Genomic DNA, 26458 nt, shown 5'->3' with positions numbered 1-26458 from the left:
ACCTCCAGTTTGTTATTTTTTACCCTTACCATCGCCAGCAGGTTCCTTTTCTAAACTAGGAGGAAAGCCATTAAGCTGACGCCAGATTTCATACCAAAGCGGCACAGACCTCAAGATGATACGGCCATAAACACCAGAACCCTGACGTAATTGGGCTGGCCATGGTTCGTCTTTGGTAGGAACAGGGGAGGTTTGACTAACCAATAGGCGATACTTGCCCCCTGCACTGCTTACCAGGTCTATAGAAGATACCTTACCTGCAAAGGTACCCACGGCAACAGATGGCCAGCCGGCGAATTGAACTGATGGCCAACCTTCAAACTGAAGGCGTACATCGCTGGTATCTAAAATTAAGGGAACATCCATCGCACTAACGTACAATTCGGCTGCAACCATAGGCGATTTAGGCTGTAGGGTAGCTACAGACTCTCCTTCCTTAATGTTTTCGCCAATACCCGCTTTCAGTGTTTTCACCACAAAGCCATCCTGAGGTGCCCGTACTACGTATAAACCTCTTCTGATCCTGATATTCGAGATGTCGTTTTTCAGTTTGGCAATGTCTCCTTGCGCACTGGCCTTACTGGAAATGGCGGAGCTCATATCTGATTGTGCCTTGGAGATAGATTCCTGATATTTAGCCCTGATATTATCCAGTTCTATGGTCGAATTGAGTAAATTCTGGGTAGAGTTGTTAAGCTTGTTGCGCTGACTAATCACTTTGGCATTGTCTTCCTGCAATTTAAGTCTGCGTGTTTCGATATCGGTTAGCGAAAAGAGTCCGTTTTTGTAACCCGTTTCATAACGCTCTAAACGTACTTTAGTTGTTTCATAAAATTTCTGTACCGCCAAAAGTTCAGCGCTATCTATACTAACATAGTTTTTGGCTTGTTGCACTTTGTTTTCTGCGGCCTTCATTTGAAAATGCAAACCATCGGTCATGGCTTTCATTTGAGCTTTCGTGGCATCTATTTTTTGTACCGCTGCGGTTTCACTACCCCGTTTGGCATCTAGCTGTTCGTTTAAACGTGTTGGTAACTCCGGATCGAAATAAGATTGGCTGGTTTCTGAAATCACCAAAATGGTATCGCCTTTCTTTACTTCCTGTCCTTCTCGTACTGCCCAGTGCTCAATCCTGCCGCCAATTTGATTCTGTACCGTTTGTGCTCTATCTTCCGGGCGTAATGCGGTTACCGTTCCACGTCCTGGAATGGTTTGCCGGTATGGAAGAAAAAGTAGAACGGCAAAGCAGGCAAAAATGAATATTAATACCCTGCCTAACATCATTGGGCCATTTGCATTTAAAATTTTGCTGTTGGCCTGTACCGAAAGCTCTTCCCAGTTTTTGAGTTGAGTAATGTGACCAGTTGATTTACCCATGGTTTAATTCTCCTTCCTCCAACTCCAGGTCGGTAACAACAGCTAGTTTTTCACTTCCGGTAACCATATCAAACACGGTATTTAAATTGGTCATCAATTTTTCTATGGCATAGCTGATTTGTACTATAATTACCTCTGCCGCTACAAATTGTCCGAAGGTCATTTGGCGTTCTACCACAAAGTATGAGCCTAGAAGCAGCAGGGCGCCCATTAAGATGGTGCGCATGGCTACTGCACTCATAAAAAATTTCTTCAGCACACTGAAATGATCGTTACGTGCCTGAATATAGTTTGCCGTGATTTCATCTGTACGGGTAATGATTTCTTTTCTTTTGGTACTGCTATGTCTGTAAGTGTCCAAATCGGCAGCAATTTCTTCGAGGTAGCCCACTACTTCATATTTGTATCCCGATTCTTCGATACTGGTTTGCACCCCCTGGCGATAATACAATATCAGGATTAAAATAATCACGATGAGTACAAACATACCGAAGGCCATAAAAACAGGATGATAAAATGATAGTAGAATTACACTGAAAAATATTTGTACAGCGGCAGCTACAATATCAACAAGTAGTTTGGTTAAGCCCTTCTGAATGGTTAAGATATCGAAGAAGCGGTTGATGAGTTCTGAGGGATTTTCTCCTTCCAACGCTTTCTTTTTTATCCGTGGCAGGCGGAAGGCAAATTCAAGCGCAGCTTTGGTGAAAATTTTCTGCTCCAGAAATTCCACCAGGGTAAATTGTGCAATTAATAATAATCCGCCAACTACAATCCCGATTAGGATTACCGCAATTAGAATATAAGTTGAGCTGTACATGGCACCATTAGAAAGTAAATTGAAAACGGCACTGGTACCAAGGGGCAAGGAAAGGCCTATTAAGCCAATGAGCATAGCATAAACGTAAATGTAGTTAATGGTTTTACGTTCGTAGTGAAGTAAGCGCACTAACCTTTGCCACGGCGTGGGAGCACCGGCAACGTGTTGATTCTTCATTTTATTTTAGAATTTGGAGATAATGTATTTTCGTTTTCCAAACATTATTTTTGGCTTGGAGTTGGACATAAGATTTCGCAGTAGGCATGCCCATTCAGCATCCTTCATAGAATCTTAATCAATGATTTTCAGCAGCTTTTTCTAAAAATGAGCAGCTGAATGTAAAATTGGAGATTACTTAAGATTGGTGATCCGGAGGCGGTGTAGGGACATTTTTAGGCGGGGGATTACCAATTCGTAATCTATATGGTTGCGTACGAAGGGGTAAATGGTTTGTCCACAGCGGGTGCCCCTGATCTATAATCGAAGATTCGTAAAGCAATAATTTTTTCTTGGTTTTATCGAATGATTCTTCTTCTTTATCTTTATTTTCTGCTGCGTTTTTTTCGAGTGCAGAGGTAATTTCGGATGACGAAAAATAGGATATCGAAAAAGCACAGGTCTTAATCAGCAGTATGGCTAATAATACGACCCCAAATACGCTCCTTAATAAGCTATTTCTTAAAAGTTTCATCATTGTGTACCGCAAATATAGGGGAATTGCCAGTTTTGAGGCTGAAATCACCCCTTTTTGGCTCATGATTAAGTCAAATTTAAAGTTGTTTTTGCTGTTTTAGCTAAAATGTTACGCGTACATTAAAACGAGATTAGAAAAAGTGATTTTCAGGTGCGTTTTGTAGGTTTAGAATGATGTGGGAGCTGTGATTTGATAATGTTTTCAGTTTATCATCCATTTAACATTAAGAAGTTAAGGGAAATTGAGAAATAGGCCTTCACTGATCTTAATTCCTTAATAGTGTTAGAAATAATTGGGGCTAGCGCATATAGACTAGTTTGCTAAGATTTTTTCCAGATGATTTTCAGTTTATCGTCCATTTAACATTAAGAAGTTAAGGAAAATTAAGAGATAGGCCTTAACTGATCTTAATTCCTAATGTTGTTAAAAAATATTTGGGGCTAGTGCAGATAGACTAGTTTGCGAAGATTTTTTCTAGATGATTTTCAGTTTATCATCCATTTAAAATTAAGAAGTTAAGGAAAATTGAGAAATAGGCCTTAACTGATCTTAATTCTTTAATGTTGTTAGAAATAATTGGGGCTAGCGGATAGACCATTTTTGCCACGCGGTTTATTGGTTGCTTGTAGCCCATTTTCCATCAAAACATTTTCCATCTTTCCAAAGGGTTCCTGTATCCCTTATTTATAAACCCTAACCTGATCAATCATTACACCTTCGTCAACGGCCTTGATTTGAATGCGGTGAGAATTACCTTTTCCAGTGTTTTTGATCTGATGTTTAGACCTTTTGATCGCTTGATTAGTTAATACATTGTTTTTCCATTCCTCGTCACGGTCGTTGGTTTTATATGCTATCACCTGTTTTTCTCCGCCATCAACCGAGATTTCATACCTAAGGTGTTTTCCATCTACCGGGTGGTTGGGTACTAAAGCCATTTCAACCCATAAAGAATCCGTTCCAGTATAATTAAAGATATATTGCACAGTGCTATTTTGCTGCAAGCTGATTGCGGCTTGCTGATAGCCTAAACCGTGAACTAATGGATTTTCGCCAGAAAATTCAACATAATTTTGCCCATTAACAGAAAGGAGAGGAGTTTGCTTTTTTGGGAGCGGAACATTTACTTGCTGGTGTTCTACCTTTTCAAAAACCGGAAGTTTTCTAGGGCTGTAATCCATCATTTTATTCCATTTGCCCTGGCCTAGAGCATTATACTTTTGAGTTAGTGCTACAATATTTTCATAAGCAGCGTCACTGCTGGCCCAGGAGGCTAAGCTATGTCGCGCCAATTGACCATAAAGATGCTTTTTGTTCATCTCGGCAGCGGCCCTTACCGGGTATTCAATCAACTCGAACCATGCATCTTTTTTTTCAGTTGGGATGCTTGCAGAAAGCTGAACAACCTGCTTGGAGATTTTTTCATAATCTGCGAGGCGTTGTTTAATCTCAGCCTCCGTCCAGTTGAGGTCGCTCACAACCTTGTATTTCGGGTCTTTTTCTTCTGTACGGGTGTTGCCCATAAATTCGGGTTTCCGGATATAGGCCAGCCGGTAATATTCCTGCATAATACCAGCTAAGGCAGCGCTGTTTTGCTCTCCGAATTCGCGGCTCAACCAGTTATCCAGGTGCTTATTCAGACCTTTCTGGTTGTTTTCAATGGCATTAATATTCCAGGCCATATCTAAAAATAACTCTATCAGGTATTCGCCTGGCTTAATGTCGCCTACGTTGAGTATCCATAAATCTTTCGCTCCTTTATCGTATGCCAGTTTCATTTGGGTATAAATCTGGGCAGGATGGTTGGTGGCGAGCCACAGGTAGTCATGAGGTCTGCCCCAGTAGGAAATATGGTAGTATACCCCGTTTCCACCTTTTCTTAAACGCTCTTTTTCGTTGGGGAAATTTCTGATATATCCATAATTGTCATCACACCACATGAGGGTAACATCATCAGGAACCTGAAGCCCCATGTTGTAAACATCCAATACTTCCTTATAAGGGATGAACACCTGAGGCACTTTTTCTACCGCCGGGTTCAGGTATTTGGCAATCATCTCTCGCTGATCTTTGATCACATTCGTAAGGGCATCATATTGTTCTTTTACAGTATTAGCGCCCTGCATTTTTCCATCGTGAATGCCACGGATGCCCAAGGTATACAGGTTGTCGGATTTTTTCAGCTGTTTTACCCTTTCTTCCCAGAACTTAAGGAGATTCTGTCTATTATTCACATAGTCATAGCTGCCAGTACCTTCTATTTTCCATTCCGCGTTGGCATTCCTCATCATCGGTTCGCAATGTGAAGATCCCATCACAATCCCATATTTGTCGGCCATTTCCTTATTTCCAGGGGTAAGATAGAAGGCTACCGAGCATTCGTGCATGGCAGGCCAAAACGTGTTGGCCCTCAAGCGCAGCAGGAGTTCAAAAATACGGGCGTGAGTTTTGGGGCCTATTTGCCCTTTTTTATCTGATGGTTCGTGAGTAAGATAGCTCCAGGGTGTAATTCCCCAATCTTCATCGTTCAGGAAAATTCCCCTTTGGGCTACAGATGGGTATTCGAGTAAGATAAAGCCATTTTTAAGTTTAAACGATGCTTTTTTTTCAATTGCCGAATCAGCCCACCATTCCCAGGGTGATACGCCTATTTTTCTCGATATTTCCAGAATCCCATAGGCCGTACCGCGCTTGTCACTCCCAAGAATGTATAGCTTATCCTGGATAACCCGCATCAGATAACCTTCTTTATGCAGCGCTAACTGTTGAACAGATTTTGGATCCATCATTTTTTCGGACAGGCTGTTCTTGCCTATGGTGCCAATGTAAATTTGTGCCTGGTTATCCTTAAGGATGTCTCCACCAAAAACCGCTTTATAGTCTTTAGAGAAGATTTCCAGTGCTGTGCCGATAACTTCCGGTGCATTTTTTTCTACTGATACCTTTACATTGGCTTTGCTGCTGAAAACAAAATCAGCAAAAGAGAGGTATGGATAAATCATACCGAAGAAGGCAATTATTAGCGTCTTTTTCATTTGATGTTTTTAGTGCTTTCAGCTGGTATACGCAATTGATTTAAAGTAGTTTTGTCCTGGAGGTTATAATGGATCGAAATGAGAAACCGAGTGTTTTCCTTATGGATTAACGCCAATGTTGTCATATTATTTGGTTAGGCTGTATTCCCATTATTAATCTGGGCTTATTCAAACATAGTTTTTTTATGCTTAAGTGCTATCCTGTACCGTTATGGTTTGATGAATGCCTACTGAGCGTATTGTGTGGTATTTTTAATATTCTATCATACTAAACAAAAACTACTAAAATTATTGTTTCTCATTTTCAACAGGTTAAGAAAAGACATTTGCATGGCTCATTTATCGTTTTAAATTTGTCGTATGACTGTTACCGTATTGCCTATATTTGAGACAGAGTTTAAGCCGCAACGCTCCCTTGCCAAAGTCATGAACGATAGATTGCAGAAAGCCGCTAAGGAACTGCAAACGATTCATTTTTCTGCACTATCTGGTAGAGGCTTTTCAGCCGATGATCTGGTGGTGTATATCAGTTACACGCCTAAATATAAAATTCGATACCGCATTGTGAATGATGTACCAGCGGATATTGAGTATTTTGTGGCCGAACGCTGTGGTAGATTGGGTTATCTTCTGTGGAGAAGTTACGTGGAAGAGGTGGTTGACTAATCGACCGTCTTTTACCAGATATCTTTTTTGTGGGTGTGAATACTATCCATTACAAATTGGGTAACGGAATCATTTTCATCTGCTTTACGTAATCTTTCTTTAATATTTTTATTCCAATCGAGCAGGGCTGCCTCCGGGCTATTTCCCGTTCCGGTGATACCCTTTTGAAGATCAGGCCCTAATACTGCAAAGAAGGTTTCTCCATCTTTGAACAGGAGGGGTTGAAATTCGCGTACGTACCCTGGCAATGTAACAGGGCTAAAATCAAATTTTACCTTTTGTTCTTCCGAAACATTCATCTGATCCATATCTGATTGTAATTTTATTTAGATATTAACAGTATTGGGTTAAAAGTTGTTTCAGGACTGGGATGGAAAAAATAAAATTAACTCATTTTTAGAGAATCGTCTTTGCGAGGCCGGACTGTGGTCGTCTTTGCGAGGCTAGACTGTGCGAGCTGAAGCAATCTGATCTGATAGGTTTAGCCACGGAAACATGGATAGCACGGAAAAATGTTGAGCAGGAAAGATTAACCACCTTAGACAACTAAGTCCTACACCAGATCATTTTTAGAGAATCGTTTTTGCGAGGCCGGACTGTGGTCGTCTTTGCGAGGATAGACTGCGCGAGCTGAAGCAATCTCGTCTGATAGGTTTAACCACGGAAACACCGATAGCACGGAAAAATGTTAAGCAGGAAAAATTAACCACCTTAGACAGCTAAGCTCTATACCACATCAGTTTTAGAGAATCGTCTTTGCAAGGCTAGACTGCGCGAGCTGAAGCAATCTGATCTGATAGGTCTTGCCACGGAAACACGGATAGCACGGAAAAAATGTTGAGCAGGAAAAATTAACCACCTTAGACAACTAAGTTCTACACCAGATCATTTTTAGAGAATCGTCTTTGCGAGGCTAGACTGCGCGAGCTGAAGCAATCTCGTCTGATAGGTTTAACCACGGAAACACGGATAGCACGGAAAAATGTTGAGTAGGAAAAGTATGGATTTGAAAATCAACCATTTAAGGTTTTTGAGTTGGGCGCATAATCTATTTCCTATTCTCCATTCCCTATTTTCTAAATTAATGTTTCTGCCCCTTATTTATTTTAAACAAATGCAACACCTGTGGAAACAGGGCATCAATGGTTTCTTCCACACCACGAACAGAGCCGGGGAGGGTGAGGATTAATGTTTTACCTGCAAATCCTGCTATGCCTCTCGATAACATGGCGTAGGGCATCCTGTCCTGTCCATACCTTCTGGCAGCTTCCATAATGCCTTTAATTGGGCGATCAAGGAGTGGTGCAATGGCTTCCGGGGTAACATCTCTGGGCGAAAGACCGGTTCCGCCGGTGAATATAACCAAATCATATGCTTCCCTGATGGCTTGTTCAGCAGTTTGTCTGATGGCTTCAATATTGTCGGGTGCGGTTTGATACCATTCTGTTTTAATTTGATATTGATCTAACCTGGAAATAATGGCCTTCCCTGAACGATCTTCAGCCTGAGCTTGAAAAACTGAATCTGAACAAACTATAACGGCTGCCTTTATTTCTGGAAACTTTAGGTTTTTTAGATCAGATTTTCCGCCCGATTTTTCCAATAACCTGATATTTTCGATCTCTACCCCCTTATCAATGGGTTTCAGCATATCATACATGGTTAGTGCCGTAACCGATGCACCATGCATGGCTTCTACCTCAACACCAGTTTTATAAATGGTGTGTACCTCAACGGTGATGATCACTCTGAGGTCGCTGATTTCATAGGTAATGCTGGTATACTCTACAGGAAGTGGATGGCAATCAGGGATCATATCACTGGTGCGCTTTACGCCGAACAACCCTGCAGCACGTGCAAATTCGAAAACATCTCCCTTCGGTATTTTTTTTTGTTCAATAGCGGTTATTGTTTCTGGTTTAGAAACTTTAACGGTTGCAGTGGCAATGGCTATTCGAAGGGAGTTAGATTTTTGGGTAATGTTAACCATGTTAATTATTTAAATGTTTTCTTTCCACTGGTGGGTATCATTTTCGAATATTTCCTTTCCCCAAATAGGAAGTTCTGCTTTTATGCGCTCCACCACCTCTGTACATGCATCAATTGCTGGTTTCCGATGGGCAGAAGAGGTGAATACAAACAGGCAGAGTTCGCCCGCCTTAATGGTACCTAAGCTATGGTGTATGTGCATACAGCTTAAAGGGTATTTGTTAAAGATTTCTTCCCTGATCTCATGCATTTTATTTAGTGCAAGCTCTTCGTATGCAGTATATTCTATGGCAGCAACTAATTTTCCATCAATTTCATCTTTCCGAACTTGTCCCATGAAGATACTGTGGCCGCCAATGTTGGTTTTAGAACTGTGTTTAGAAATGCTATCGGCAATAAACAGGGGCGAAATGGCGCCTTTACTAAAAATGTTCTTTATTTTCTTATCACTCATGTTATTCGTTTAAAAATGATTTCTCCACTTCGCAATTCCACCTTTTAAGCTATATATTTTTTTGGTATGCCCATATTTTTCTGATAGTCGTTCTGCTGCTGCAACGCTTCTGATCCCATGTTGGCACAAAAAGATGATGTGTTCTGCGGCGATATCTGTTTCCAGGAAATGCTCCAACTCAGACATGGGTACCTTCGAAAAAATCTGGGGATCTAACTGGGGTACTTCATATCGCTCGCGAACATCAATAAGAATGGTCGATTCTATTTCTTTTAAAGCCTGCATTTGGGAAATATCAATTTCCGAATAGGCTTCTGTTAAAGCACAATTATTATGGTAATTCATTTTTAAAAACTCGTCTTCGCTTTGTGCGATGGTATAATTCTGAGCCTGGCTGATTTGCAGCACGTATTGCTCTTGGGTTAATAGGTTGTAATGCAGTAGTTTGTTAATTAACGGCTTGCCTTTTCCGGTAATCAGCTTAATAATTTCGGCTGCGGCCATCGTACCAATTATTCCCGGTAAAACGCCTAAAACACCATTTTCTTCACAATTGGGGATTTCTCCCGCAGTTGGTGGAATGGGGAAAAGATCCCTGTAATTGCTGCACTGCTGTTGGTTATCAGTTAGGTTAAAAACTGCCAGTTGACCTTCGTAGCCCGATACCGCGGCAAATATCAAGGGCTTTTTAAGCAGTACGCAAGCATCATTAATTAAATATCTCGACTCAAAGTTATCGGTTCCATCGAGAATAAAGTCATACCGGGCAAAAAGTTCCAAAATGTTTTCCTGCTCCAACCAAATGGGATAAGGGGTAATCTCTACATCTGGATTTAATGCTGCTAATTTTTCTGCAGCGGTGCGGGCCTTTAATTTACCAATATCACTAGTGGCATATAGGATTTGGCGATGCAGATTAGAGCGGGATATCGTATCGTCATCTACAATGCCTACACAACCAACCCCTGAAGCCACCAGATATTGAAGTGCAGGACAACCCAAACCCCCGGCACCAATAACCAATACTTTGGCATTAAGGAGTTTTTGCTGTGCTGTTTCTCCAAAACCCTCCAGTACAAGTTGTCTGCTATATCTTTCTAAATCCATCTAAATTATCCTCCGGAAAAAGGTGGCATAATCGCTATCACATCATTGTTGTTCAAGTTGAGGGTAGATTGAACGATGTTTTTATTCAAGGCCAGCTTATACTTAATGCCCGCTAAAGCCGGGAAGTCTTTTTCTAAATAGACCTTCAGTTCATCGGTATTACTTACGTTAGAAAGACTAATTTTTTGCTGTGGTATAAATTCAGCTATTTTTCCAAAGCTGATTACTTCTATTTCCATATTAGTGGGGTAATAACAATATATCTACGGTTTGGCCTGCTTTAAATTCCTGTTGCATTTCATCCAGGCAAATCAGGCAGTTTGCTTGTGCAAAAGAACTCAATCTGAAAGATTCTTGTGCATTTAGCGGAGTAGCTTTTCCATTTCTGTAATTTCCTTTTAGAAAATGGGTTAGTCCTGCTGGCTTTTGATAATCGTGCGTAAGCGTAGCTTTAATTTCCTGCACGCTATTTTCCTTATTAGAAAGCTTTTTTATAGCAGGTAGCACATAATTGTAATAACAACTCAAAACAGAAGAAGGATTACCGGGTAACCCAAATATTAATTGCTCGCCCTTGGTGCCGAAGAATAACGGCTTTCCGGGCTTTTGCTTAACCTTGTGGAAAATTTGCTGAATGTTGCAGGCTTTTGAGGCAGCCAAAACAAAATCGTAATCGCCAACACTTACACCCCCTGTTAAAAGGATAACATCGTTTTTAAGTAAGGCAGACTCCAGAATGCGGGTAAGGATTTCCAGGTCATCGTCTGCCTGTACAATGCTGATTTCGGTAATTCCTTCAGATTTCAGTGCGGCAGAAAGAGAATAGGAATTCGATTCGTAAATCTGTCCGAAGGTTAGTTCCGACCCTGGTTTTTGTAATTCTTTTCCGGTTACTATGATCACCACTTTAGGCATTGGAAAAACCGTTACTGCTGTAATTCCAATTCCCGCCAGGAAGCCAATTGCTGCCGGGCTGAGTAAACTTCCATGTGCCATTGCAAGAGCACCCGATTTAATTTCTGAACCTACGGCCCGAACGTTGGAGCCCTTTTCCAATCGAATATCCTCGACAATAATTTTTCCTGCTGATAAGCTCACTTTCTCCTGCATCACCACAGTGTCTGCACCCTCGGGAACAGGAGCCCCCGTAAATATTCTGGCGGTTTGCCCTAAACTGAGCTGTAGCGATTCACTTGTGCCGGCGGCCATTTCTCCAACGAGCTGGAGTGGGAGAGGCTGGTCTTCAAAAATAAGGGCATAACCATCCATAGCCGATTGTCTGAAGGAAGGGATATCGTATGGGGCAAAAACATCTGCAGCCAAAATATGGCCCGAAGCTTCTTCCAGCTTTATTTTAATGGGATTTAGCAGTTTAACCTGATTAGCTATAAGCTGCCTGGCTTCTTTAACACTTAACATGATTTTATCCTCCAATAGTAATCATACTTCTATTGTGAATCGCGTCGGCATCAAGTTTTTCAAAATGAGTTTGAAGCTGACCTCCCAATTCCTTTTTCTTGCTCCAGATGGAGGCTTTAATCAAAGGAAGTACTTCCTGGTTATTCCTTAAAGCAGTGAGTAAATCGGTTTCACCATCAGAGAAAAGGCAGTTCTTGAGCTTGCCGTCGGCAGTTAAACGCATTCGGTTACAGGTGCTGCAAAAGGGGGCAGTCATGGTGCTGATAATGGCAAATGAGCCTTCGTGCCCCGGAATCATAAAGCTCTTTGCGGTATCGTTGGGCGAACCTTCTACAGGCAGCACCGTAAAATCATTGGCTATTACTGCAAGAATTTCCTGTAAAGAAAACATTTTATTGCTGGTCCATTTATTACCGCTAAAAGGCATAAACTCTATAAACCTGATTTGAATGGGATTGTGTTTTGTCCAAAGGATAAAATCTTTGATTTCATTGTCGTTAAGCCCTTTCATTACCACCATATTAATTTTTACAGTGATTTTATGTTGTAAGAGTAGTTCGATATTGCTTCTAATCTGGTGGAACAAGTCTCTTCGGGTAATCATGAAGAATTTTTCCGGCTGAAGCGTATCTAAACTGATATTAATAGTTTTGATTCCTGCTTCAATGAGTGTTGGAAGCATTTCTGCAATACGGGTGCCATTAGTGGTAATTACCAATTCAACAGGTAATTTTCCCAACTGAGCAATGATGTTTGCGGCATCCTTACGTACCAATGGTTCTCCACCTGTAAGTCTGATTTTTTTTACCCCCTGCTCCACAAATATTTTGGCCAATTGTACAATCTCATCCGTTTGCATCAAGCGAGATGCTGGGGTAAAATCATAGTCTTCCTCTGGCATACAATAAAAGCAGCGGAAATTGCAATTATCGGTTAACGATATCCGCAAATAATCATGAACTCTTCCGAATGAATCTGCTATCATTGATTTTGATTTAAATTGTGGTAATCAGTTGCTGTATCAATATCGATATGTCCTTTTTCAAATGAAACTGTTGACATATCTGAAGGGTTTTCTGCTAATATTTTCTTTGCCCCCTTGTTGCCCTCAAGCTGCAAAAGTTGGGCGAAATACTTTTTGTTAAATAGTACCGGAGTTCCCTCGGTTTCTCCATAACTACTGGCTACAATTCCTTTGCTGGTAAGTTGATAATTTTCTGTTAAATTTTCAAAAATCCGGGCAGTTATAAAAACCTGATCTGCTACTGCAATAATAACGTTTTCCAGGGCTTTATTGTTATCCAATAATGCAGTTAAGCCTGTAAAAATACTCGAAGCCATTCCTGCCTGCCAGTTATCATTCACAACATAGCTAATTCGAGGATCCCGGTGTGCTTTTGAAATCTCATCCGCGTAGGCACCAAGTACAACAATTATAGGTCGGTATGAAGTTTTAAGGGCTTCTTCACTAACAATGGTTAAGAGTGTTTTTCCCTGATAGGTTAAAAGTTGCTTAGGTTGTCCTAAACGACTCGAATTTCCCGCAGCTAATATGATCATTCCTGTATCCATTAGCTGTTTTTTAATTCGTGAACGTGAATGGGCGCATTCTTTTCTTTTAGTGGCTTAGCCGAAGCACCCAGGAATTTAGCTTTTATTTCCGCAATGATCGATATGGCAATCTCCTCTGCAGTTTCTGCTCCAATATCTAAACCTATCGGTCCATGAACTCTCGATTCATTTTCAGCTGTATTCTGATTGAGCTCATCCAGCATCCGGATTAATTTTCGCCTTGGTCCGAGGGTGCCAATGTAAGGTGCTTTCGTAGCCAGTAACCTGCCCAGTAGCTCAACGTCATAATTGTAATTATGTGTCATTAATACAAAGGCCGTACGCTCATCTAAGGTGATGTAGTTTAAAAATTGATCGGGTTTGCTTACCAACACCCGTGTGGCATCTGGAAAGCGTGCGCTAGTGGCGTGGGTAGGGCGGCCATCTACCACCGTTACTTCCCATCCAAGCCGGTATGCTATTTCGGCAAGTGGCTGTGCATCATTTCCAGCACCAGCAATAATAAGCGAAATGGGCGGGCTGATAATTTCTAAAAATGCTGTTATCCATTGCCCATTAAGCTGATATTCTTTAAAGTCTGAAGTTTTGTTTTCGAGTGCGTATGCCGCATCATTCATTACTTCATTAAGAATTGTAGGGGGTAAATCAGCTATTAATTCCTCTTTTCTGTAAAGTGTTTTTGTACCGGGCTGTTGCTTATCATTCAGGGAAAAGAAAGTGACTAAAACTGCGTTCTCTCTTTCCTGCTGTAATGCTTTTAAAAAAGCAATTGGATTTTGCTCCTGTTCGCTAAAAATGGGCTCGAATAGGATGTGTACTACGCCATTACAACCCAGTTGAATGCCAAATTTAGCATCGTCTTCATCTGTAGTGTCATAAGTTACCAATCTGTTTTCTTGCTGATGTATGGCAGAAAGTGCTTTTCTTAAGGCATCACCTTCTAAACACCCACCGCTAATTGCGCCAGTAAGCATACCATCTTCAGTAATTAACATTCGGGCTCCGGGTCTTCTGTAAGACGAACCCTCTACCTTAACAACTGTTGCTAGTGCTGTTTTCTTATTTTCCTTTACGGCTTTTTGATAAGCTATGAGTATATCGGCAATCTCTTTCATGTGCAGGGATACCGCAATTTAGTAATTATTTTTAGTATCAGGTATTAAGTATCAGGTATCAAGATTGTTTAGGGCGGAGTTGAGCACCAACACAAATACTTCTTGTTTTTTATTACTTTTAGCAAACAAATAAAGAGATGAGTGCGTGTCAAATAGAAAAGAAAAGGTATTGGAGTCGCAATTTTTGTGTCTTGCTCTTATTTTTGTCTTTTTTTGTTGGCTTTTCCGCTTTAAAATCTGAGGAAGAGGTTCCGCGAGGCATTTACTCACTAGAGTATCCTGTGTATTTTGGAAATAGAACGAATATTTCAAAAGAAAATCCACTTACACAACAAGGCGTATATTTAGGGCGAAGGCTATTTTATGAAACCCGTCTTTCTGCAAATAATACTATTTCTTGCGGAAGTTGCCATAGGCAGGAGTTGGCATTTACAGACGGTAAAAAATTGAGCAAGGGCGTTGATGATACTTTTACTGATAGAAACGCGATGGCTCTGGTTAACCTTTTGTGGAACCGTAAGTTTTTTTGGGATGGTCGTTCTGGATCTTTAGAAGATCAGGCTCAATTCCCGATGATTAGTGCCCATGAAATGGGGCAGGATATGGAAACCTCCTCCAGAAAATTACAGTCTACGGCTTATTATCCTCCGTTGTTTAAAGCCGTTTTTGGCGATGATAAAATTACCGGAAAAAGGATAACTTTTGCCTTAGCACAATTTGAACGTACCTTAATTTCTGCTCATTCGCGATATGATCAATACCTCAAACAACAGATAAAACTTTCTCCTGAGGAAATGCGGGGAATGACTTTATTTAACACGGCGCCCAATCCTGAAAAGGGAATAAGGGGAGCAAATTGTGCGCACTGCCATGGCGGACCAAAAAATTACCTTGAACTTTTTCATAATAACGGGCTGGATAGCGTTTATCGAGACAGAGGAATAGGCCAAATTACCGGTCAGGAAACAGATCATGGCCGATTTAAAATACCTACTTTACGTAATATCGCACTCACTGCACCTTATATGCACGATGGCCGATTCTCCACCTTGGAAGAAGTGATTGAGCATTACAGCGAACATGTTAAACCATCTGTAGCCTTGAGCGCTTTTCTGCAAAATGAATCTAATGTAAAAGGATCTTTACCGCTAAAATTAAATTCTGTAGAAAAAAAGGAACTTATTGCCTTTTTAAATACACTTACAGATTCTATTTTTGTTTCCAACCCCAAATTTTCAAATCCGTTTGTTACGTTAAAATCAAGATGAAAAGATATATCATTCCCGTTGTTCCAGCCTTAGTATTACTTTTTGCCTGCTCTACTTTGGTAAATGCTCAAACCAAGCCGGAAGCATCAGTTAAATTTAGCGGAGAAGTAGTCCGGCCATTAATCATTGGTGCATCCGGATTACAGCGGGCAGAGCGGGTAACGGTAGACCGAAAAGACCGGGATGGCCAGGTACATCACTACACCGGTGTACTGTTATCGGATTTATTAGCCCGAGCTGGAACAACCATGGGCAAAGAGCTTCGGGGAGAAAATTTAACCAAGTATGTGCTGGTAGAAGCCAGCGACGGTTACCAGATTATTTTTACACTTGCTGAACTGGATCCTGATTTTACAGATGAAAAGATTATCCTCTCCGATCAAATGGATAGCAAACCTTTACCCCTTGCTGATGGTCCATTTAGAATCATCGTTCAAAATGATAAAAAACCAGCAAGATGTATTAAACAGGTAACCAGTATTAAAGTAGGGTTTGCGCAATAATTACTCAGTTTAAATGGTAAGTTTAAAGATGTTCAATCGTTATTTTTTCAGCTTCCTGCTTTCTGCGTTTCTTGGCTTAAATAGTACAGCCCAAACCTTGCGTATTGCAGTTGCTGCAAATGCCCAAGGGGTAATTAGAAAGCTTCAGGCCGATTTTAAAAGGCAAACAGGGATAGAAACAACCGTTATTGTTGGTGCCTCGGGCAAACTGACCGCGCAAATTATGAATGGTGCTCCCTTTGATGTATTTCTTTCTGCGGATACCGAATTCCCCGACAAATTATATCAAGCTGGCTTTGGGGTCCAAAAGCCCAAAATTTATGCCTTGGGCAGCTTAGTGGTTTGTGGAAACGTTAAAGGAGACCTTAAAAACTGGCAAAAGTTGTTAACCAGCGAACCAGTATCTAAAATTGCAATTGCCAATCCGAAAATTGCCCCTTACGGAAAGGCCGCCGAACAGGCGCTAAAATTCTACGGCTTAGCTCAACAGGTAAATGCTAAATTGGTTTTTGGTGAAAGCATTTCTCAGGTAAATACCTATCTTCAAACCGGAGTAGTTACCATCGGTTTTACCACCGAAGCCTTTTTATATGAGCCTAATACGCCTTCTCAACTCAAATGGGCAAGGGTAGATCAAAAAAGCTATGAGGAAATAGCGCAGTCGGCAATTTTACTCACATTTGCTAAAAAAGGAAAATTGGCAGCTGCAACCAAGTTTTACAATTATCTTTATTCTGCATCGGCTAGAAAAATTATAGGAAATAATGGCTATTACTTACCAAAATAACAACAATATTTAATGGATTTAGAACCGATCTGGCTCAGTATTAAGTTAGCAATAATTACCACCTTTTTGTTGTTGCTCGTTGGTATTCCTATAGCCTATTGGCTTTCCCGTAAGCAAAATTTCTTTAAAATTGTGGTAGAGGCTTTGATCACCATGCCTTTGGTACTTCCACCCTCTGTGTTAGGCTTTTATTTATTGCTGGCATTTAGTCCGAATAATGCACTTGGACAATGGCTACATCAGCATTTTAATGTGCAATTGGTATTTTCTTTTAAGGGTTTAGTATTTGCGTCGATTATTTATAGTCTGCCATTTATGGTTAGCCCCATTAAGGCGGCATTTTCTCATTTACCTAAATCTATAGCGGAGGCTTCTTATACTATGGGTAAATCTAAACTTCAAACCTTTTTCTCTATTTTGTTGCCCACTATTAAGCCCTCTATTTTCACTGCAGCCGTATTAACTTTTGCACATACTTTAGGTGAGTTTGGGGTGGTTTTAATGATTGGTGGCAACATCCCCGGGGAAACCAAAGTGGCCTCTATTGCCATTTATGATGCGGTAGAAATTATGGATTATACGGCTGCCAATTACTATGCCCTCATTTTATTTGCCATCACATTTCTCATTGTAATAAGCGTTTTCATCTTTAACAGAAATGCAGTTAAAAGCCCTTTCGAATGATAGAAATTAGCCTGTTAAAGAAAATAAAGACTTATCAAGGGGTGTTGGAACTTAAAGTTGATACCACTTTTCATACGCAAGCTATCACACGGATTTTAGGCCCTTCGGGTGTGGGTAAAACAACCCTGTTAAAAGTGCTAGCAGGGCTTATCACACCTGATGAAGGTCATATTGAGGTAGATGGAGTTACCTGGTTCGATGCCCTTACTGCATACTCAAAGAAGGTTCAGGATAGGGGGGTAGGCTTTGTTTTTCAGGATTATGCCTTATTTCCCAATATGACTGTAGAAGCGCATCTTCAATATGGTTGTAAGGATGCCGATTATATAGAACGTTTGCTTGATATAGCTGAAATGGCCGGTTTTAGAAATAATTTACCCCGGCAACTTTCTGGCGGACAACAACAAAGACTGGCTATTTTAAGGGCTTTATCTACTAAGCCTAACTTACTTTTAATGGATGAGCCCTTTTCTGCAATGGATTTGGAGCTTAAAGCGCGTTTGATTGATCATTTGAGGGTATTATTCGCAGAACAAAAAACAACCGTTATTCTGGTTACCCATGTGGAGAATGAAATGAGTGGCGAAGGTATTTATTCTGTAAGGTTAACAGAAAGGGGAATCGATGCTGTGAGGTAGTATCGAGTATCAAGTAGCAAGAAACAAGTAGCAAGAAAAAAGTATCGGGTAGCAAGAGCCAAGTATCAAGACTGACCATCAGATGCTGATTATACGCCCAATCTTGATACTAAATACTTGATACTAAATACTTGATGCTAATTATTTGATACTAATTACTTTATGCTAATCGTTAAGCTATCTTTTACCGTAATTCCACTAATAGCAGCACTATTATATTTAAGAGCGTATTTACCAGGTTTAGTGATTTGATAAGCTTTCGAAACGTTTATTTCTGCTTTTAAACTATCACCGGGTTTAACACTGATATAGCTGTCGGCAGGTGGAGGCATAATTCTTTTAGCCATCGGACCTTGATATTGTGCTTCAGTACCATCAGCTGCAGTTACATCCAGGTACTTGCTCATTAGTGGCTCAAAGGGTGTATGCCATTTACAAAACTGGCGCGTGCTATCCGTATGGTTATACACTACGAAATTGACTTTGATAGAATCACTAAGTTTAGCCTCGCTATTGGCACTTAAAATGGCGGTTAATGAAGTGTCTTTAGCAACCGTAGTAGAATCGGAATGGCTATCAGAAACTTTGGAAGATGAGCTGCATGAAGCAAGTAGAATTGCAGCAGCTGCGGTAGTCATAATTATGTTTTTCATTTTGCAAAGCTAAGTTATTGGAATTAAAAAATTATTCAATCTGGAGAATGATCAACTTTTACTCAGCCAATACCCCAAGCTAAACGATTTATTCACCATGATAGGTAACTGTATTTTGATGAATTAATTTCTTAACTTTATGAATGTCAGCAATGAGTAGCTATGCATCTTAGTGAGCACCAACCAAGCGATATATTAAAACCACTCATTAAATGTTATCGTTTAATCGATTTTGATTTCCAAACAGATCAGCCCATTCCGGCTAAGGCCTATTCGCCCCCTCCAGAACATTGCCTCCAGTTTTTTCCAACACCTACTCAGATTGATTATTTGCATAATAAACAGCAAATTAAGCCTAAAAATGCATTAATTTTTGGACAACATACTGTAGTGAATTATCGTACTGTTTACAAAAAGTTTCTTTCCTTACAGATTGTTTTTCAGCCAGGGGCAATTTCAAAACTATTTAAATTTCCAGCGAGTTTGATAACCAACCAAGCACTTGATGCCGAATTGGTATTGGGGAGAGAAGTTGAAGCCATAAATGATCAACTTTATCATGCTAAAAATCATCAGCAAATGATTGATATAGCAGAAAGTTATTTGATTGCGAAGACCAGGTTATTGCAGCCGGAATTGAACAGGGTGGATATCAGTGCCCGGCAAATGTTAAACTCAAATGGAATATACACCCTTGATAATTTCATTTCCAAATCTTGCCTTTGTCAAAAGCAGTTTAACAGATATTTTCTTCACAGTGTGGGAATTAGCCCTAAAGCTTTCCTAAGGATTGTCAGATTCGACGAAGCCTATCGGCTAAAAAATATTCATCCGAAGTTAAGCTGGTTTAAGTTAGCTATAGATTGTAGTTATTACGATTACCAGCATCTGGTTAAGGATTGTAAAGACTTTACGGGCTACACGCCCCAAGAGTTTTTTACCATTGGATCTCCAGAAAGGATATTGGGTACGGAAGAAGTTTATTAATGTCTGTTTTTTACCAGTAAATATTTTTTTTTCTATCGGAGATTTGAAATAAAATTTAATTCGATGAAAAGAAAGACTTTTATTCAGGGGAGTTTAAGTGCCACAATTTTGCTTGCTGCTGGCAAGTTGACCTTTGCTCAGGAAAATCAAAAAGAACCTTTTATAGTAAAAAATGGAAAGGGTAGATTTGGGGAATCATTCTTATATAAGGGAAAGAACCCAAACGATATTAAAATCTCAGGAAAGGATACAGCAGGGCAACTTGCTGTTTTTGAGTATATAGGTTTTGAAAAGACTGGACCTTCTTTGCATGTTCATTTACACCAGGATGAGGTTTTTTATGTAGTGGAGGGTCGATATCGATTCTCGGTTAATGGAAAACTATCAGAACTTGAAGCGGGGGATACGATTTTTTTGCCGAGAAATATTCCACATACCTGGGTACAGTTAACCGATTATGGGAAACTAACTTATTTGGTTCAGCCTGCAGGAAAGGCAGAAGAGTTTTTTAGAACGATGAACAACTTAAAACATAAGCCTAATAAACAAGAAATTGATGATATTCACGAGGCTTGTGGGATGCGCGTAGTGGGTCCCGGACTTTCAGCAACATAATGATATTGAATCTGTATTTTACCAAAATACTTTCGATGTTTGATACTGTTCCCTGAGTCACTGGTTAATACTGATGCGTGATTCAGGGGTTAATACTGTTCCGTGAGTCACTGGTTGATACTGTTCCGTGAAGTCACGGGTTGATACTGTTCCGTGAGTCACGGGACATGGGGGGAGTTTAAGATTTCAAGGGTAAAGTAAGGTGACTTAGGTGGTTAATCTAATCAAAGTGCCATCCCTAACCTTTACATCTATCCCAAACTCCGTCATCCAGAAGACAGTTCTTTCTCTGCTTACCGTTTTTGCTTGCTGCTTGCTTTTTCACATCGTATCTTTATTCATATTAAAGAGGAGTTTATATGAATACTGAAAAAGCGATATTGGCAGGAGGTTGTTTTTGGGGAGTAGAAGAATTGATTAGAAGTCAGTCGGGAGTAATTTCAACAGTAGTTGGATACACCGGTGGAGACGTTCCCAATGCAACTTATCGTAACCACGGAACCCATGCAGAGGGGATAGAGATCGTATTTGATCCTGCAATTTTATCTTACCGCAAGCTTTTGGAATACTTTTTCCAAATCCATGATCCTACCACCAGAAACAGACAGGGAAACGACGTTGGACTTTCTTACCGTTCAGCTATATTTTTCTTGGATGAGGTTCAGGAGCAGATAGCAAAGGACTTACTTGCCGAAATGGAAGCCTCGGGTGTATGGCCTGGTGAAATTGTAACACAAGTTGTACCCGCAGGTGATTTTTGGAATGCTGAAGAAGAACACCAGGATTATTTACAGAAAAATCCTTACGGATATACTTGTCATTTCGAACGACCTGAGTGGAAGCTGGCATAATAATTAGATGCAACTTTACCATTCAATCATTCAATCATTCAATAATTCAATCATTCTCTCATTCAATTATTGAATACCCATTGCCTTAGAGAAATCTAGGGCTTTTTTGTGCCCATGGTACTTTCGGATGTTAACTTTAAGATTACTTAATATTAAGGGAATATCGCAGCTGTAGCTTTGTAGCGAATCAAACCTGCATACCCCTTGGAGCAAGATCTAGTTGTTTTACTGAAAAAAGGTTCGCCCCAATCTATGGAGAAAATATACCATAAGCATTGGGAAGGTGTTTTTGATGCTGCATTTAAACGCATCGGCGACGAAGACATTGCACAGGATATTACACAGGAAATTTTTATCTCCCTCTGGGAAAACCGGGAACAGTTGCACGTGGAACGTTCTTTAGCAGCTTATCTGCATGGAGCAGTGAAGTATAGGGTTATCAATCATTTCAGATCTCTGGCTATCAGGGAAGAACACAGTACAGTTTTCGCTTCCTTAATTACCGATAGGGATATGGCAACGCCAGATACCCGTTTATTGCTTCATGAAATGAATACTGAGGTTGATGCCGCTTTAGCAGAGCTTCCTGAAAAAATGCGTCTGGTTATTTCAATGAGCCGAAGGCAGGAGAAATCGGTAAAGGAGATTGCTACTGAACTGGATATTTCCGTGCAAACGGTAAAGAATCACATCACCGCCGGCATGAAAATTCTCCGTAAAAACCTTTCCTACATCCTGTTTCTGGCCTTTTTACTGTCTTAACTTAAACTTAACTTATAGATAACCTTTTTGGTTAGTACCTATCTGCATTTGAACTGACATCTATTCAAATGACAGGAGATAAGGCAGCGCAATTGCTGCAAAAATATTTAGACAATAAGGCAACTGATGCCGAGATAAAAGCCGTTGAAGATTGGTATGCCGCAATTGAAAACGATAGCGATGTACCCGCAGCTTATAAAAAACTTATAGGTAAAAAGATGCTGTTAAACTTGCAGCAGGCCATGGGGGTACAGCAAGTAACGGTTATACCTTTCTATCGTAGAGCCTGGTTTCGGGTGGCAGCAATGTTATTTGTTTGCTTAAGCATAGGCTTTTCTATTTGGAACTTAAGTCCGCAGGCAGAAAATGCAAATCAATTTGTAACCGTTACCACCAACTCAGGGGAAAGAAAAAGACTAATCCTGGGCGATGGCTCGGAAATTCTTTTATCGCCCTCCACCAAACTCATTTACCCCGAACATTTTAGTCCCAAAAGCCGCAGCGTTCAGCTGCTTGGGGGTGAAGCTTTTTTCAATATTGCGCATCAGGAACACAGGCCTTTTACGGTAAAAGGGCCATCAAATGTTTATGTTAATGTATTGGGTACCTCTTTCTCGGTTAAAACTTTTACCACTAAACCAGATGTTGCTGTAGCGGTGGCCACAGGTAAAGTGGCCGTTAAGCACGGCAAAAACTTAATTGGAACCCTTATTAAAGGTCAAAACCTCATTTATAATCCAGTCATCAAGCGTAGTTCAATAATCGGCAATGCACAGCAAAAATATGTCGAAATTAAATTCGATGGGGCAACTTTAACAGAGGTAGTCCGTAAGCTGGAATACGTTTACAGCATCAAAATTATTTTGACCGATTCGAGCATCAGTCAATTGAAATCTACAGCGGTATTTAATAGCAAACAGCAACCTGAAGAGATTTTAGATATCATCTGTAGCCTGCATCATATTCACTTTCGAAAAATTCAAAATCAAAACACTTTTAAAATCTATAAATGACAAATAAACTGAGCCATAGGTCTTTCTTCATGGGGATTTCCGGAAAAGACTTGCTCAAATTGATTCCATTCATGAAAAAACCAATACAGATCAATAAAAAAATGAAAACAACTTCAAAGGAGCGGAAACTATCCCTCCAAAACATCATGAAATATTCCTGTTTAACTTTTGCGATACTCTGTATATTCTGCAGTTCGCTTTTAGCCTCGCCTATTATGGCGCAAGGACTCGCAAACCGAAAGATTAATATTCAAATCAATAAAGGACAAAAAATCACCTCCATAATTAAAGAAATTGAAAATACAACGGGTATTCGTTTTGTTTACAATCCAGATTTGTTGCAGGAGAAAAACAGCTTTTTAAGCGGCGATTATCAGCAAGAACCTTTAAGGTCGATGTTTGACCGTCTGGGGATCAATGCCATTGAAAAGGAAGGCTATGTGATATTAGATAATATTACTTACCAAAAGGCCGACCGCATTATAACCGGGGTAGTAAAAGATACTACAGGCCTGGCGTTGCCGGGTGTCTCGGTAAAGGTATTGGGAACGCCTTCTGGTACGGTTACCGATAGTAAAGGGGCATACAGAATAGAAGTAGGTCCGGATGCGGTATTGTCGTTTTCCATGATTGGATTTCGCACACAAGAGGTAAGGGTAGGCGCTAGCCAGGTAGTTAATGTAACCTTGAGCGAGGAAATGTCTAAATTGGCAGAAGTTGTTGTGGTGGGTTATGGAACGCAGAAAAAGGAAACTTTAACAGGAGCAGTAAGTATCGTTTCTTTAGATAAGCTCGGATCGCGTTCTTTAAACAGTGTTGGTGAGGTATTGGCCGGAAAATCACCTGGTGTAATTGTCAGCAATGAGGGTGGCGATCCAACTTCAGCACCCCGGGTAAACATCAGAGGTTTAGGCGGTATCAACGGGGAAAGTGTTTTGTATGTAATTGATGGATCTATCTACTCCGGAACACCACAAATCAATGCAAATGATATAGAATCTATTTCTGTACTTAAAGATGCTTCTGCAGCTATTTATGGAGCAAGAGCTTCGGGTGGGGTTGTTTTAATTACCACCAAAAAAGGGAAAAACGGACAAATGCGCATCAGCTTTGATGCTAAAGTAGGACAACAAAGTGCCTGGAAAAAGTTAGAACCACTTAACGCAGAACAGCGTGCCCAGGTAGCTGCTACAGCGGCTAAAAATGGTGGTACAACTATTTTACCTGCCTTTGATCCCGCAAAATATCCTGATGGGCAAACTACCCGTACCAACTGGATGGATGAGGTGTTCCGCGATGGCTTATTGCAAGATTATAACGCTGCAATTAATGGCGGCAGTGAGAAATCTAACTATTACCTCAGTTTCAACTACCGCAATGCAGAAGGCATCGTGCTTAACACGAAAACTAAGCGTTACAATTTCCGTATCAACTCTGAACATGAGTTAAATTCATGGTTAAAGTTAGGCGAAAACCTTTCTTACAGCAGTACCAACGGAAATGGTGCCAATACCAGCAGCGATTATACAGGCGCTTTACTTTCGGCTATTTACTACCCAAGAAACGGTACACCATACAATGCAGATGGGAGTTTTGCAGGTCTTCCCGGCGGACAGTATGCCGGCGATTATGGCGACATTGTAAATCCGGTTGCTGAGTTACAAAGAATCGACATCAATAATCCGGTAAACGTTTTAGTGATCAATCCTTATGCGACATTAAATTTAGCCAAAGGATTAAGTTTCAGATCTAATCTGAGTATTACCAAATCATCTTCGCAGTTTAAAAGCTTTACGCCTAAAAGACCAGAAGTGGGTAAGCCGGTATTAAGCAATAGTTTACAAGAAAGAGCAGATCAGGCCACTGATTTATTAGCGGAACAAATTTTAAGCTATAAAACTACATTTGGCGATCATCACTTAGATTTTACAGGTGGTTATACCTTCCAGCAAACCAAAAGCAATGGTCTTTATGTCACCGGTTCTGGCTTTGACGATGAATCGCCACAGTATAGATATTTGGTAAATGCTACAATTATTCAGCCCTCTACCAGTTACATGAGCGAAACCGCGCTATCGTCCATTTTGTTAAGAGCCAATTATAATTACAAGGAAAAATACCTCGTGTCGCTTATCGGCCGTAGAGATGGTTCTTCGATGCTTACCAAAGAAAACAGGTTTAGAAACTATGGTTCAGTTTCATTGGGTTGGGCAGTAAATAAAGAAACATTTTTAAAAGATGTGCAGTGGTTAAATGAACTTAAACTAAGGGGCAGTTACGGTATTTTAGGTAACCTGGGTAGTTTATCTCAATCGGCAGTTAATCCGTTGTTAACGGCCACACAAAGTTATTTCGGACAATCGCCTGTGCTGCAAAATGGCTATGTACTAACTACATTAGCCAACAGAAACTTAACCTGGGCAGAATCTAAGCAAACCAATATTGGTATGGATTTAACGGTATTGAATAGGTTGAGTTTAGTAGCCGATTATTTTGTTAAGGAAACAGATAAAATGATTTTAACCCGATCACTTCCGGGAACTGCAGGTTTAAGCACCCAAACCATTAACGCCGGTTTAGTAAAAGATAAGGGTATAGAGTTAGGCCTAACCTACAATAGTGATAAATCTAAGGCCTTTACCTATTCGGTAAACGCTACCTTAACCAAACTCAAAAATAATGTAGAGGAATTAGCGCCGGGCTTGCAAAATATAGCAGTTGGAACCAATTTCCGTAACGAGCTTGCTCCCTTAAGCATCAATGTTGGCCAACCACTCTACAGTTATTATGTGTTGAAAACAGAAGGGATTTTCCAAACGCAGGCAGAAGTAGATAATTATAAAAATAGTAAGGGACAAAAGATTCAGCCAAACGCTAAACCGGGCGATTTCAGATTTGCCGATTTAGATGATAGTGGTGCTATTGATGGTAAGGATCGTTATTTTGCTGGAAGTGCCTATCCGGATTTTTCGTACGGGTTGAGCTTTAACGCCAGCTATAAAAATTTCGATTTCAATATTTTTGCTCAGGGCGTGCAAGGTAACAAATTGTTCAATGCCGTAAAGCGTACTACCTATAGCGCAAGTGGTCCTTCATACAATAAGTTGGTGGGTATTTTAGATGCCTGGTCAACTACAAATCCGAATGGTAAGGTGCCAATTATTTCAACCAGCGATAATAACGGAAACTTCAATGCTTCAGATTTTTATGTGGAGAATGGTTCTTACCTGCGTATCCGCAACGTTACCCTGGGCTATAGTCTGCCAAAATCATTGACAGAAAAATTAAAAACGGCTGGGCTGAGAATCTATGCAACGGCTAATAACCTTTTCACCATTACTAAATATTCGGGTTTCGATCCTGAAATCGGGATGGATAACAACGGTTTGGATGTAGGCCGTTATCCACAAGCAAGAAGCTTCATTTTAGGTATTAACGTAAACCTTTAA

Annotated in this window: 26 protein-coding genes; 12 read left to right on the top strand and 14 right to left on the bottom strand. The window is 40.4% G+C overall.

Annotated features, from left to right (window positions below; all coding sequences use genetic code 11):
* Positions 1–12 precede the first annotated feature (12 nt).
* The 4 genes from BMX11_RS06805 to BMX11_RS06790 form a co-directional block, all read right to left on the bottom strand.
* The gene (locus BMX11_RS06805; RefSeq protein ID WP_090882770.1) at positions 13–1377 is read right to left on the bottom strand and encodes an HlyD family secretion protein; all 1365 of its coding nucleotides are present in this window, start codon (positions 1375–1377) and stop codon (positions 13–15) included.
* A complete protein-coding gene (locus BMX11_RS06800; protein ID WP_090882768.1) occupies positions 1370–2374 on the bottom strand; it encodes an ABC transporter transmembrane domain-containing protein in 1005 nt (334 codons plus the stop codon). Before BMX11_RS06800 ends, BMX11_RS06805 begins: the two co-directional genes overlap by 8 nt.
* A gap of 178 nt (positions 2375–2552) precedes the next feature.
* Entirely contained in the window at positions 2553–2891 is a 339-nt protein-coding gene (locus BMX11_RS06795) for a hypothetical protein (RefSeq protein WP_139180136.1), read from the bottom strand.
* 680 nt (positions 2892–3571) lie between these two features.
* Positions 3572–5926 (bottom strand): glycosyl hydrolase 115 family protein, encoded by a 2355-nt coding sequence (locus BMX11_RS06790; RefSeq protein ID WP_090882764.1) that lies wholly within the window; start codon positions 5924–5926, stop codon positions 3572–3574.
* A gap of 360 nt (positions 5927–6286) precedes the next feature.
* On the opposite strand from BMX11_RS06790, the gene BMX11_RS06785 reads away from it, so the two are divergent.
* The gene (locus BMX11_RS06785; RefSeq protein WP_090882762.1) at positions 6287–6592 is read left to right on the top strand and encodes a hypothetical protein; all 306 of its coding nucleotides are present in this window, start codon (positions 6287–6289) and stop codon (positions 6590–6592) included.
* 11 nt (positions 6593–6603) lie between these two features.
* Here the strand turns inward: BMX11_RS06785 and BMX11_RS06780 are convergent, their stop codons facing one another.
* The 9 genes from BMX11_RS06780 to BMX11_RS06740 all read right to left on the bottom strand — a co-directional run bounded on the left by BMX11_RS06780 (position 6604) and on the right by BMX11_RS06740 (position 14248).
* Positions 6604–6900 carry a hypothetical protein gene (locus BMX11_RS06780; RefSeq protein ID WP_090882760.1) on the bottom strand — a complete coding sequence of 99 codons (297 nt, stop codon included), beginning with the start codon at positions 6898–6900 and terminating at the stop codon, positions 6604–6606.
* A 773-nt stretch (positions 6901–7673) separates the two neighbouring features.
* Positions 7674–8582, bottom strand: a complete 909-nt coding sequence (gene moaCB, locus BMX11_RS06775; RefSeq protein ID WP_090882758.1) for a bifunctional molybdenum cofactor biosynthesis protein MoaC/MoaB — start codon at positions 8580–8582, stop codon at positions 7674–7676.
* Positions 8583–8591: 9 nt separating this feature from the next.
* Positions 8592–9035, bottom strand: a complete 444-nt coding sequence (locus BMX11_RS06770; RefSeq protein WP_090882756.1) for a molybdenum cofactor biosynthesis protein MoaE — start codon at positions 9033–9035, stop codon at positions 8592–8594.
* Positions 9036–9044: 9 nt separating this feature from the next.
* A complete protein-coding gene (locus tag BMX11_RS06765; protein ID WP_090882754.1) occupies positions 9045–10142 on the bottom strand; it encodes a ThiF family adenylyltransferase in 1098 nt (365 codons plus the stop codon).
* Positions 10143–10147: 5 nt separating this feature from the next.
* Positions 10148–10381 carry a MoaD/ThiS family protein gene (locus tag BMX11_RS06760; RefSeq protein ID WP_090882752.1) on the bottom strand — a complete coding sequence of 78 codons (234 nt, stop codon included), beginning with the start codon at positions 10379–10381 and terminating at the stop codon, positions 10148–10150.
* A 1-nt stretch (position 10382) separates the two neighbouring features.
* Positions 10383–11561, bottom strand: coding sequence for a molybdopterin molybdotransferase MoeA (locus BMX11_RS06755; protein WP_090882750.1), 1179 nt, complete (start codon positions 11559–11561; stop codon positions 10383–10385).
* Between the two features lie 4 nt (positions 11562–11565).
* The gene (gene moaA / locus BMX11_RS06750) at positions 11566–12546 is read right to left on the bottom strand and encodes a GTP 3',8-cyclase MoaA (RefSeq protein WP_090882749.1); all 981 of its coding nucleotides are present in this window, start codon (positions 12544–12546) and stop codon (positions 11566–11568) included.
* Positions 12543–13133 carry a nucleotidyltransferase family protein gene (locus BMX11_RS06745; protein ID WP_090882747.1) on the bottom strand — a complete coding sequence of 197 codons (591 nt, stop codon included), beginning with the start codon at positions 13131–13133 and terminating at the stop codon, positions 12543–12545. The genes moaA and BMX11_RS06745 overlap by 4 nt, the downstream gene beginning before the upstream one ends.
* On the bottom strand, positions 13133–14248 hold the full coding sequence (locus BMX11_RS06740; protein ID WP_090882745.1) for an XdhC family protein: 1116 nt from the start codon (positions 14246–14248) through the stop codon (positions 13133–13135). The genes BMX11_RS06745 and BMX11_RS06740 overlap by 1 nt, the downstream gene beginning before the upstream one ends.
* Positions 14249–14451: 203 nt before the next feature.
* Here BMX11_RS06740 and BMX11_RS06735 point away from each other — a divergent pair, with 203 nt between their 5' ends.
* Genes BMX11_RS06735 through BMX11_RS06715 form a run of 5 tightly spaced genes read left to right on the top strand, consistent with a single transcriptional unit; the run spans position 14452 to position 18128 of the window.
* Positions 14452–15516 carry a cytochrome-c peroxidase gene (locus BMX11_RS06735; protein WP_245738601.1) on the top strand — a complete coding sequence of 355 codons (1065 nt, stop codon included), beginning with the start codon at positions 14452–14454 and terminating at the stop codon, positions 15514–15516.
* The gene (locus BMX11_RS06730) at positions 15513–16019 is read left to right on the top strand and encodes a molybdopterin-dependent oxidoreductase (RefSeq protein WP_090882741.1); all 507 of its coding nucleotides are present in this window, start codon (positions 15513–15515) and stop codon (positions 16017–16019) included. Before BMX11_RS06735 ends, BMX11_RS06730 begins: the two co-directional genes overlap by 4 nt.
* A gap of 28 nt (positions 16020–16047) precedes the next feature.
* A complete protein-coding gene (modA, locus tag BMX11_RS06725) occupies positions 16048–16806 on the top strand; it encodes a molybdate ABC transporter substrate-binding protein (RefSeq protein WP_245738600.1) in 759 nt (252 codons plus the stop codon).
* Between the two features lie 12 nt (positions 16807–16818).
* The gene (gene modB, locus BMX11_RS06720) at positions 16819–17490 is read left to right on the top strand and encodes a molybdate ABC transporter permease subunit (protein WP_090882737.1); all 672 of its coding nucleotides are present in this window, start codon (positions 16819–16821) and stop codon (positions 17488–17490) included.
* The gene (locus BMX11_RS06715; protein ID WP_090882735.1) at positions 17487–18128 is read left to right on the top strand and encodes an ATP-binding cassette domain-containing protein; all 642 of its coding nucleotides are present in this window, start codon (positions 17487–17489) and stop codon (positions 18126–18128) included. The genes modB and BMX11_RS06715 overlap by 4 nt, the downstream gene beginning before the upstream one ends.
* A gap of 155 nt (positions 18129–18283) precedes the next feature.
* Here BMX11_RS06715 and BMX11_RS06710 read toward each other — a convergent pair whose 3' ends face one another.
* Positions 18284–18781 carry a hypothetical protein gene (locus BMX11_RS06710; RefSeq protein ID WP_090882733.1) on the bottom strand — a complete coding sequence of 166 codons (498 nt, stop codon included), beginning with the start codon at positions 18779–18781 and terminating at the stop codon, positions 18284–18286.
* 162 nt (positions 18782–18943) lie between these two features.
* Here BMX11_RS06710 and BMX11_RS06705 point away from each other — a divergent pair, with 162 nt between their 5' ends.
* The 6 genes from BMX11_RS06705 (at position 18944) to BMX11_RS06680 (ending at position 26458) form a co-directional block, all read left to right on the top strand.
* Positions 18944–19768, top strand: coding sequence for a helix-turn-helix domain-containing protein (locus BMX11_RS06705; RefSeq protein ID WP_090882731.1), 825 nt, complete (start codon positions 18944–18946; stop codon positions 19766–19768).
* A gap of 63 nt (positions 19769–19831) precedes the next feature.
* A complete protein-coding gene (locus BMX11_RS06700; protein ID WP_090882729.1) occupies positions 19832–20383 on the top strand; it encodes a cupin domain-containing protein in 552 nt (183 codons plus the stop codon).
* A gap of 359 nt (positions 20384–20742) precedes the next feature.
* Positions 20743–21234 carry a peptide-methionine (S)-S-oxide reductase MsrA gene (msrA, locus tag BMX11_RS06695; RefSeq protein ID WP_090882727.1) on the top strand — a complete coding sequence of 164 codons (492 nt, stop codon included), beginning with the start codon at positions 20743–20745 and terminating at the stop codon, positions 21232–21234.
* Positions 21235–21486: 252 nt separating this feature from the next.
* Entirely contained in the window at positions 21487–21996 is a 510-nt protein-coding gene (locus tag BMX11_RS06690) for an RNA polymerase sigma-70 factor (RefSeq protein WP_090882725.1), read from the top strand.
* Between the two features lie 68 nt (positions 21997–22064).
* Positions 22065–23009: a FecR family protein gene (locus BMX11_RS06685; RefSeq protein WP_090882723.1), complete on the top strand. Its 945-nt coding sequence runs from the start codon at positions 22065–22067 to the stop codon at positions 23007–23009.
* Positions 23010–23080: 71 nt separating this feature from the next.
* On the top strand, positions 23081–26458 hold the full coding sequence (locus BMX11_RS06680) for a SusC/RagA family TonB-linked outer membrane protein (RefSeq protein WP_245738599.1): 3378 nt from the start codon (positions 23081–23083) through the stop codon (positions 26456–26458).

The organism is Pedobacter rhizosphaerae, assembly GCF_900111155.1.
Lineage (GTDB): Bacteria > Bacteroidota > Bacteroidia > Sphingobacteriales > Sphingobacteriaceae > Pedobacter > Pedobacter rhizosphaerae.
The sequence above is the reverse complement of the archived record's forward strand: the minus strand, read 5'-3'. Positions and strand labels throughout refer to the sequence as shown.